This window comes from Arsenophonus sp. ENCA (assembly GCF_002287155.1).
Taxonomy (GTDB): domain Bacteria; phylum Pseudomonadota; class Gammaproteobacteria; order Enterobacterales; family Enterobacteriaceae; genus Arsenophonus; species Arsenophonus nilaparvatae.
The window spans coordinates 1-8,449 of record NZ_NHNG01000004.1; the positions used below are offsets into that span (position 1 = coordinate 1).

Below are 8,449 nucleotides of genomic sequence, written 5' to 3' on the forward strand. Positions count from 1 at the left end.
AAATCTTGAATCAGCGAAAGAGCATGGTTGAACCTGTGTTTTCAGCATTGCGGGGAATTCAGGGTTTGGAACGTTTCCGGCGTAAGGGATTATTAGCGGTAAAGCTCGAATTTACCCTGCATGCAATGGCCTATAACTTATCAAGAGCGGTTGCTCTGATATTATGGATGATTTTCAGTCTATTATTTGTACAAACTAAAATCAGAAAAAGAGAAAATCTGCACGGTGGGATATTGTTGAAAAAAAAATTCCACCCCTTTTGCGACAGCCTCCTTCTTGGCGGGCTTTTTTATGCTTGGAGATGCTGGATGTGTGTTCCCCTAAATATGGCAAGGTCAGATATTGGGGCATCCAGCCTTAAAATTATAGCGGATATTTTTAAAATGTCCGTCAGGACATGTAAGGCGGTAGATTGAAATCGCAAAGATAACCGAATGGAAAACCGCCGAAGCCCGCGAAGCGGTGGGATATTGATATATTTCACGTAACCCATGCGTAGCATCCCTGCTAAGCCATCTTTTTACGATAAATAAAGCGACTGAGTGGCTGAGGGTCGAAGACAAGCGAATCGTTTAGCGACAGATGGATTTTTTTATTTGCTTTTATTTATTGTTTAATTTTACGCTAAATCAATAAAATTAATATTCCGCAAAATACTATTAAGGTTCGCACAATTATACAACGCCGTTATGTTGAATAGCCGTCTGCGAAAATATCTCCTCGCAGACGGCGGCCATTTACACATAACGCCATTGTGCGAACCTGTGGTTATGTCGATTTTGGTTACAATTTTCCAATACCAAAATGATGACAGACTACGATTAGTACAGCTATTAACGCTATTCCCATTCCTAAACTCATAGTTGATCTCCTATTTTTCTCACTTTGTATATGAATGGTGTAGGTAGGGTAAATCTACTTAACCATCTTGATTTATTTCTTACTTAATGCCAATCCAATTGTTAATTAAATGTTACTTAATCAAGAGTGCATGACTCTTTAATTATGTACTCTTGTGCGGATTCCGCATTATTTTACATACTTTATTATGTTTATTGATTTTTATTTAACATTTCTTCGGCTTGATTTATCAGGCTCATACCTTTACTTATTTTTTTTATTACTTCTTGATCTTCTAATGGCAAGTTATTTATTACTTTTATTAAATAATTAGTGTCAGTTGATTTTTTATTATAGATAAGCTCATCAACTGAACAATTTAAAGCGGTGCTGATTGCGATAATTGATTGAATAGTTGGATTTTTTTGTTCATTTCTTTCTATTTTTGATAATTGAGAGAATGATATTTGTGTTTTTTCGGCTAACTCTTCTCTAGTCATTCCTAAAGCTTCTCTTCTTGTTCGTATATTATTACCTATAGCCATAAAAATTCTCTCTTGTGAGTCATTTATAGAAATAATAACTTATTTATGAATAGTAAGTTGACTATTTAAAGATAGTTGACTATATATAATCACTATTAGTATTCATAGAGTGGTTGTTATGATTGATCTTCTTGAGCTTCAGATTCCATTTAAAGATGAGTATGTGATTAGAACATCTCGTGATAGGGAGCATGGAGGGGGTTCTATCGATTTTATGCAGATTGCTAAATTAAGCGGGATTCGCTTGTCTGCTCGTGATGTGGAATTTGAAATAAAAGGGGATTTGTCTGTTCAGGGATTAGCGCATCCTTTTGAATCATTACCAACCCATTTTGCCAGTCTGGGTATGAAGATTTATCAGGGAACCCATTTGATTTTTCCGCGTGTCAATCTTAAGGCTTCACCCGCCAAACTCTTACAGGGGCATAACGTATTTGGTTCAACCAATATTGCATTATGTGGTTTGGAATTAATCACTAATCTATCGGCTTCCATGCCACATCTTTTTAATTTGTTAGATGTGGCAAATACCGAAGTTTCTGAGCTTCATACGACTTTATCAGTAAGATTAGCGACGGAAAGTATTTGTAAACAGGTGATTGCTTATTTTAAGAATATCAGTCATGGACAAACCAAAGCCACGAAATCAAACGATTATGAATCAACCGTCTATTTTAACCGTGGCTCTAAACACAGGGAATTGTGTATTTATTATAAAGCGTTTGAATTGGCAAAACGATTAGGTGAAATACAAAGAAAATTACGGGTTAATCCTAATGATGAGGTTTTGCTTAATCAGTTTGCCATTTTAAATGATAAACGCCTGACGGATTTTGCTAATAATTTGTTGAGATTAGAAGGGCGATTAAAAAAACGTTTTTTAAAAGATAATGCTATTCCGGTTAATTTTTCGGCGCTTTGTCTTTATCAACAACACTATGAACGTGGTGGGGCTAATTTAATTTACGATCTATGGATGAAAAGTTTTGATGATTTGCTGACGGCACTGAGGGGAATGGAAATGAATATTTATGATGATGAACATATTTTTGAACGATTAAAATCACATTATTATTCTACCACGCCAAAAGGCAACATCTCCTATGCTAAAGCCCAACGGATATTTGGTTTTTATCGCCGTTTAGTGAATGAAGGTTATTTAAATGTTTTTAACTCTCTGGCAAGAAGAACATTTTATGATAATTTAACTTTATTAACCAATATTGGCATCAGCAAATCACAATTACAAAATCTTACTGGCGACAAATCTAACGTCATTCCCTTTTATAAAGTTATCCATATCGATTTTTCTCAACAACGGCCTGATTGGTACGTTGAGCCAGTGAGTGTTTTTGAACGTCAAAATAATATTTATCCATTTAAACAAGTTGTAAATGCTTAAATCAAGAAAGGTGAAAATTATGGCTGCATTGCCCTTATATCAAACGGTGATTAGTGGAAAAGTGACCCGTGTCAGTACGTCTAATGATGGACACGTTTATACCACCGTTATTTTACCCGCACCTGACCCTTATTCTAAACCGCCTATAGTCAAAATTCGGTCTAAACGACGTGTGGGGGCGATTGATTCAGAAGTGAATGAATTGGTTTGCCGTATTTCCGGTTTTGAGCGTTCGTTTAGATATCACGATAAGCAGACAGGGCAGCCCTTAACGGGTCATAACGTTGAAATGTTTCTTGATTTAGTGGAATAGGTAATGGCTATGGCAACAGTAGAGTTACTGGAAGTATATAACCTTATTTATTTCTCGATTTAGTGGAATAAGTAGTATGGATGATTCTATCGATATTACGACTCAATTATGTCATCCCACTATGAATACGGGTGGGAATGAAAATAGTTGTAATGACGTTATTTTGAAATTATCGAAAACAGAAGTTATTAAACTTCATTCTTCGTTTATTTCAAATAATCCGCCATTAGGAGAATTCGATGTAAATATCTTAGGGGCGGGGTTAGGGCTTGTCTTAATCTTTTATGTATTAGGTTATGGATTAGGACGAATGATTAAAATGTTAAATTTGTAGGTGTTTTATGAATATTACAAATAGTATTTCTTCTGCTTATTTAAAAACGGGCGTTTTCGCAACAATGGCATTAAGTTCTTTTGCGTTTGCTGACGAGACACCTGTATCGGCTAATTATCTTGATGGACTGTTAAAAAAGATTGACGTAGCACCGATTATTACTGGCGTTGTTGCTGTTGCTGGAACAATTATGGGTGTTGCGGTTGTTGTTATGGGTATTAAAAAAGTTGCTCGTATGCTTAATGCGTTTTAGCTGTTAGGGGCTTTAAAGCCCCATTTCAGAGGTGTTTATGTGGGAACTAATGAGTTTTTTTACCGGTGTATTATGTGGTTGGGCGGTAATACAAGGATTTAATACTTATTGATAATAGGCCATGATAATGAATCGGTACTTTTTGAAGAAAAAAATAGTTATTTATCATTTGATTGCTATCGTTTTATTTTTTCCGGTTTATTATTCTTATGCGAATCCGGCTATTCTTCTTGCTCGTACGGCTATTGGTGCGGGTTTAGCTAGAATAATAGCCACAAGAGCGGCGGCTATTGCTGCTAATGATGCGGTGTATTTATCTTTAGTGAGTAACACAAGTCGTTCTATTTCAAGTTCATTGTTGAAACGTATTTCATCAAAGATAACTGATAAATCAATTTATAAATCGGTTGGTGGCGCGTTGAGTTGGGCTGGAGTGGGTTATAGTATTGGGACTATAAATGAAAATGCTTTTGTTTCTGATGAAATTAAAGTCGCCACGAGTGGTAAGAAAAGAGACGATGGTCGGTATGATGTTTTTGTAAATGGAAAAAACTATATTTCAGATTTTGAGCCATCTCCAGATAATCCTTTTTTTATAACAATAAATACAACAGAGAATGGCGATGTCATTATTTCGGATTCATTAAATAACTCTTATCCATTTTATACTTATTTTAATCATAAAATCATACAGGGTTATGATTGGTCAAGTGTTGCTTTATCTTATTTCTATCAATATAAAAATTCAAATAAACCAAAAGGTTGTGGATTAGCTGGAGTAGCCTGTAGTGTTGATTCCCCTTCTGTGAAGCATATTAATAAAAATATGGGTTTTGTGACATTAGAATATGTGGGTACTTATACTGAATCTCGGGGTTTTTATAAAAAAGGCGAAGTGGGAAAATTTGAGACTAATGTTCATGTTTATACTAATAGTGGTTTCAAAGGTATTCCAAAAGAACCTGAAAAACAGCCTAATCAAGTTAAAGAATCTTTTTTAAAAAAATTAAACGAGGTTTCGATAGATATTGATGAATTAACAAAATTTTATAATGATATATTTATGGAAGCTTCTTTATCTATGGATTATCAAGGTGTTCCATATAGCTCAAGTAATGCAATTTCTAAGGAAGAAGTTACTTCCAATAATCCTGAATTATCTAATCTTAAAAAAAGTGAATGGTTTAAACCTGCACAACTTAATTCTCATTCACCTATTCAGGTGATGCCGTCATATTCTAATAATAATGAATTAGGTAATCCATCCGGTAATAATGTGGATTTTAAGGAGGATGATATTAAATATCCTGACTTAAAGATGCCTACGGCGGAACAGATATTACAGCCTTATAAGTCGTTTTTTCCTTTTTTGCAAAATTTTAGTTTACCGTCCCGTAATGTTCAGTGTCCGGTCTGGAATGTTCCATTTTATGGCAAAGATTACAAAATTGACTCACATTGTCCGTTGATTGAACAAAACAGGGGAGTTATTGGATCTATATTTGCGTTGGTTTGGGCATTTATCGCATTGCGGAAATTATTAAGTGCATAGGTGATATATGGGACGATTATTTATTACGTTATTTAGTGGTGCGTTTGAGTTTGTTTTTAAAGGGATTGTGCCTAAGTTTTTTTTGTTTTTTGCGTTGTTTTATATTACGACGGAGTTTATTCCTGTTGTTATAGACGGGTTTTTACCGCAATCAACTAATTTAGCTGAACTTTTTGGCGCTTTACCGGATGCGATTTGGTATTTCCTGAATTTATTACAATTTCCATTCGGTGTGCCGTTGGTGATTTCTGCAATGGTGACCCGTTTTATTATTCGTCGATTACCGATAATTGGTTAAGGGTGGAAAGCGATGCCGATTACTGCGTATGTTGGTGTGCCTCGTTCAGGGAAATCTTATGAGGTGGTGAAATCGGTCATTGTCCCTGCGATTGCATCTGGTCGCCGTGTTGTCTCCAATATCTACGGATTGAACGAACAGAAAATAAAAGATTATTGCCTGAAAGCAAATAAAAAATTGGTGTATGACAATCTGGGTTCATTAGTCCACGTTGAAAATAGTCAATGTCTTGATAAAGATTTTTTACCGTCGATGGAAAATCAGTCTACTTTTTGTCAGGTTGGTGATTTGGTGGTGATTGATGAAGTTTGGCGGGTATGGGGCAGCGATAAAGATATTCCTAAAAATCATCGTTCGTTTATTGCTGAACATGGTCATTTTATTAATAAAGAAACAGGCGTTATGTCTGATTTAGTGGTGATTAATCAGACGGTTATTGATATTCCTCGTTTTATTAAAGCCCGCATTGAAACGACGTATCGGATGCAAAAACATGTTTCACTTGGTTTATCAAGTCGATATCGGGTGGATGTTTTTCAGGGCGTGAAAATTACTAAAACCAATCGTATGAACTATTATCAGGAAAAATATGATAAGGCGATTTTTGAATTATATAAATCGGTTGAGGGAAATAATCCAAATACCTTAAAGACAGATAAACGTCAGTCTGTTTTTTCATCAACAAAAGTATTGATGTTAATGATTCTTGTGCCGATTGGTATTTTAGTTTCAGTGTATTTTGTGTATGACTATTTCCATCAATATTTAAAGCCTGAATCATCAAATCAGTCAAAATCGGTTAATTCTGCTTTATCAATGCCTAATCAAGTAAAGAACTTGTCTGTAAGCTCGCCTAAGCTGGTTTTGTCGGCTAAGTGGCGTATTACCGGTGAGTTGGTTAGAGAAGGGAAAGCCTATGTCATTTTGGCGGATAAAAAAGGGCTATTGCGCCTTGAGCCACGGAGTCAGTTTCAGTTTAGCGGTCGTTTTTTGCAAGGTGAGGTTGATGGTCAGTTAGTGAATTATTATTCAGGGGGTGGGCAGTGAATAAATTCCTGTTAGGGCTATTTTTTGTTATTTTTTCAGCGACTGCGAAACATGTTGATTTTAAGCTTGAAGCGGTTCCCTTATCTAAAGCGATTTCCTTAATCTATGATGAAGTCTTGCAAAAGCCTTATATGGTTGACCCTAACTTGGCTAATGATTTAAGTCTGATTAGCTTTCATGCTACGGAAAAGCAGGATTTTAATCAGTTTATTGTTCGTTATTTTCAGAACATAAATATTAAGATTTTCGAAAAAAACGGCGTGGTTTATCTAATGAAGGTTAAGCCTCTTGAGGTTAAAGTCGCTAAACAGAGTTTTGTTTATAATCCGATACATCGTGATGTTGATTACCTTAAAGCGTTTTTTAAATCTGAGGGGGAGGTTGTTGGCAACGGAGATAAACTGGTTTTTTATGGAACGAATTCGGAAGTTTTGCGTATCAAAGATGTGTTGAGTGCCATTGATACCCCTTCACGTGAACTGGTTGTTACTGGCTATGTTTTTGAGGTTCAGGATATTGAAAAAGAGGGCAGTGGAATTAATTTATTAGCTAAAGTATTGTCGGGAAAATTGGGCATTAATATTGGCATAAAACAAAATTATGAGAATTTCATTACGATTAATACGGGGAATTTGGATGCGATGATTGAATTATTTCGTACTGATAGCCGTTTTCATGTGGTGAGCAGTCCAACATTGCGTGTTAAATCCGGTTCAAAAGGAAATTTTAGCGTAGGCTCTGATGTACCTGTTTTATCCAGTGTGACTTATCAGGATGGTCGCCCTGTTCAGTCTGTTGAATACCGTTCTAGTGGGGTGATATTCGATATTCAGCCAACGATAAAAAGTCAGGCAATTGATTTAAAAATTCAGCAGCAATTATCTAACTTTGTGAAAACGGATACTGGCGTTAATCAATCTCCTACGTTGATTAAACGGGATATTGTTACTGATGTAACCGTAAAAAGCGGTGATGTGATTGTGCTCGGGGGATTGGCAGAGAATAAGCTGGAAGAAGGTGGAACGGGTTTTAGTTTTTTGCCTAAAGGTTTTTTATCCGGTAAGTCTACGTCAAGTACTAAAACAGATATTGTCGTTTTATTACAGGTGAAAGTGATTTAAGTTCTCCGTTCATAAAAATCGTCCCCCGCAGCTGAGCGAGGAGGCAGATTTTTATGAACGGAGAACGAAAGGTGTCACTGGTAATAATCGTTATAATCTGTTCGTTTTTAAGATGTTGTTTGTTAAGCGTTTGTTAAGCGTTACGTTGTTTTTTAGCGCTGCATAGCCAGAACGTGAATCTGACTATACAGCTATCACATAAACCTAAGAGGAGGTCTATATGACTGTGTTCGATCCTACTCAATATCCGGAATTACGCAATCTTTTTCCTGAATTAACGCCAGTGCAGTTTGAAACAGCTTTGTTATTTTCTTTAGGATTAACTAAGAAAGAGATTGCCTGGGCGCGTGATGTTTCTTATCCGGTGGTAAGAGATACGTTACAAGACATTAAGAATAAATTTCAATTTTATTCATTGAGTAACCTTACTTCGACGTTTCATATCCGTTTGGTCTTGTTCGCGTTTTATCAATGTACCTTGCCAAAGAGAAAATAGCCGTTTTTCTCTATAAAGTGCCCTACATTTTGTAGGGTACAATCTTTGATTGTCATTTTTTATATTGACTGGGTATTAGGTCATAACTTCTAAAATCAATTATAAACTAGTTGCTGAATAGAGACTTGCATTTTTTGTCACGCTATTGAGAATAAAAAGAGGTTTAACTTAGAGAATAAAGGTTTGAAATGATCAACAAAGAGCGGCTGTTACGAGATAATCGTTTATGTAAAGCAATCATTGGATTA

Annotated in this window: 11 protein-coding genes; 10 read left to right on the forward strand and 1 reads right to left on the reverse strand. The window is 35.7% G+C overall.

Annotated elements, in window-relative coordinates; all coding sequences use genetic code 11:
* Nucleotides 1-416: transposase (locus tag CBG25_RS00145; protein WP_290603603.1), on the forward strand; the 416-nt coding region annotated here is incomplete at its 5' end.
* A 636-nt stretch (nucleotides 417-1,052) separates the two neighbouring features.
* Here the strand turns inward: CBG25_RS00145 and CBG25_RS00150 are convergent.
* Nucleotides 1,053-1,385, reverse strand: a complete 333-nt coding sequence (locus CBG25_RS00150; protein ID WP_290603605.1) for a helix-turn-helix transcriptional regulator — start codon at nucleotides 1,383-1,385, stop codon at nucleotides 1,053-1,055.
* A 118-nt stretch (nucleotides 1,386-1,503) separates the two neighbouring features.
* Between CBG25_RS00150 and CBG25_RS00155 the strand changes: the two genes are divergently transcribed.
* The 9 genes from CBG25_RS00155 to CBG25_RS00195 all read left to right on the forward strand — a co-directional run bounded on the left by CBG25_RS00155 (nucleotide 1,504) and on the right by CBG25_RS00195 (nucleotide 8,201).
* Nucleotides 1,504-2,787: a phage/plasmid replication protein, II/X family gene (locus CBG25_RS00155; protein WP_290603607.1), complete on the forward strand. Its 1,284-nt coding sequence runs from the start codon at nucleotides 1,504-1,506 to the stop codon at nucleotides 2,785-2,787.
* 19 nt (nucleotides 2,788-2,806) lie between these two features.
* The gene (locus CBG25_RS00160) at nucleotides 2,807-3,100 is read left to right on the forward strand and encodes a hypothetical protein (protein WP_026823780.1); all 294 of its coding nucleotides are present in this window, start codon (nucleotides 2,807-2,809) and stop codon (nucleotides 3,098-3,100) included.
* 76 nt (nucleotides 3,101-3,176) lie between these two features.
* A complete protein-coding gene (locus CBG25_RS00165) occupies nucleotides 3,177-3,434 on the forward strand; it encodes a hypothetical protein (RefSeq protein ID WP_290603616.1) in 258 nt (85 codons plus the stop codon).
* A gap of 7 nt (nucleotides 3,435-3,441) precedes the next feature.
* Nucleotides 3,442-3,687 carry a hypothetical protein gene (locus CBG25_RS00170; RefSeq protein ID WP_290603617.1) on the forward strand — a complete coding sequence of 82 codons (246 nt, stop codon included), beginning with the start codon at nucleotides 3,442-3,444 and terminating at the stop codon, nucleotides 3,685-3,687.
* Between the two features lie 142 nt (nucleotides 3,688-3,829).
* Complete coding sequence (locus tag CBG25_RS00175) at nucleotides 3,830-5,239, forward strand: hypothetical protein (protein WP_290603618.1); 1,410 nt, start codon at nucleotides 3,830-3,832, stop codon at nucleotides 5,237-5,239.
* Nucleotides 5,240-5,246: 7 nt separating this feature from the next.
* Nucleotides 5,247-5,537 carry a DUF2523 family protein gene (locus CBG25_RS00180; protein WP_290603619.1) on the forward strand — a complete coding sequence of 97 codons (291 nt, stop codon included), beginning with the start codon at nucleotides 5,247-5,249 and terminating at the stop codon, nucleotides 5,535-5,537.
* A gap of 12 nt (nucleotides 5,538-5,549) precedes the next feature.
* Nucleotides 5,550-6,584: a zonular occludens toxin domain-containing protein gene (locus CBG25_RS00185; protein ID WP_290603620.1), complete on the forward strand. Its 1,035-nt coding sequence runs from the start codon at nucleotides 5,550-5,552 to the stop codon at nucleotides 6,582-6,584.
* Entirely contained in the window at nucleotides 6,581-7,705 is a 1,125-nt protein-coding gene (locus CBG25_RS00190) for a type II secretion system protein GspD (RefSeq protein ID WP_290603621.1), read from the forward strand. The genes CBG25_RS00185 and CBG25_RS00190 overlap by 4 nt, the downstream gene beginning before the upstream one ends.
* Nucleotides 7,706-7,925: 220 nt before the next feature.
* Complete coding sequence (locus CBG25_RS00195) at nucleotides 7,926-8,201, forward strand: helix-turn-helix transcriptional regulator (RefSeq protein ID WP_290603623.1); 276 nt, start codon at nucleotides 7,926-7,928, stop codon at nucleotides 8,199-8,201.
* Nucleotides 8,202-8,449: the final 248 nt, after the last annotated feature.

Excerpts from the sequence above, each read along its gene's own strand:
- CBG25_RS00150 (WP_290603605.1), bottom strand. The coding sequence starts at position 1,385 with ATGGCTATAGGTAATAATATACGAACAAGAAGAGAAGCTTTAGGAATG.
- CBG25_RS00155 (WP_290603607.1), top strand. The coding sequence starts at position 1,504 with ATGATTGATCTTCTTGAGCTTCAGATTCCATTTAAAGATGAGTATGTG.
- CBG25_RS00160 (WP_026823780.1), top strand. The coding sequence starts at position 2,807 with ATGGCTGCATTGCCCTTATATCAAACGGTGATTAGTGGAAAAGTGACC.
- CBG25_RS00165 (WP_290603616.1), top strand. The coding sequence starts at position 3,177 with ATGGATGATTCTATCGATATTACGACTCAATTATGTCATCCCACTATG.
- CBG25_RS00170 (WP_290603617.1), top strand. The coding sequence starts at position 3,442 with ATGAATATTACAAATAGTATTTCTTCTGCTTATTTAAAAACGGGCGTT.
- CBG25_RS00180 (WP_290603619.1), top strand. The coding sequence starts at position 5,247 with ATGGGACGATTATTTATTACGTTATTTAGTGGTGCGTTTGAGTTTGTT.
- CBG25_RS00185 (WP_290603620.1), top strand. The coding sequence starts at position 5,550 with ATGCCGATTACTGCGTATGTTGGTGTGCCTCGTTCAGGGAAATCTTAT.
- CBG25_RS00195 (WP_290603623.1), top strand. The coding sequence starts at position 7,926 with ATGACTGTGTTCGATCCTACTCAATATCCGGAATTACGCAATCTTTTT.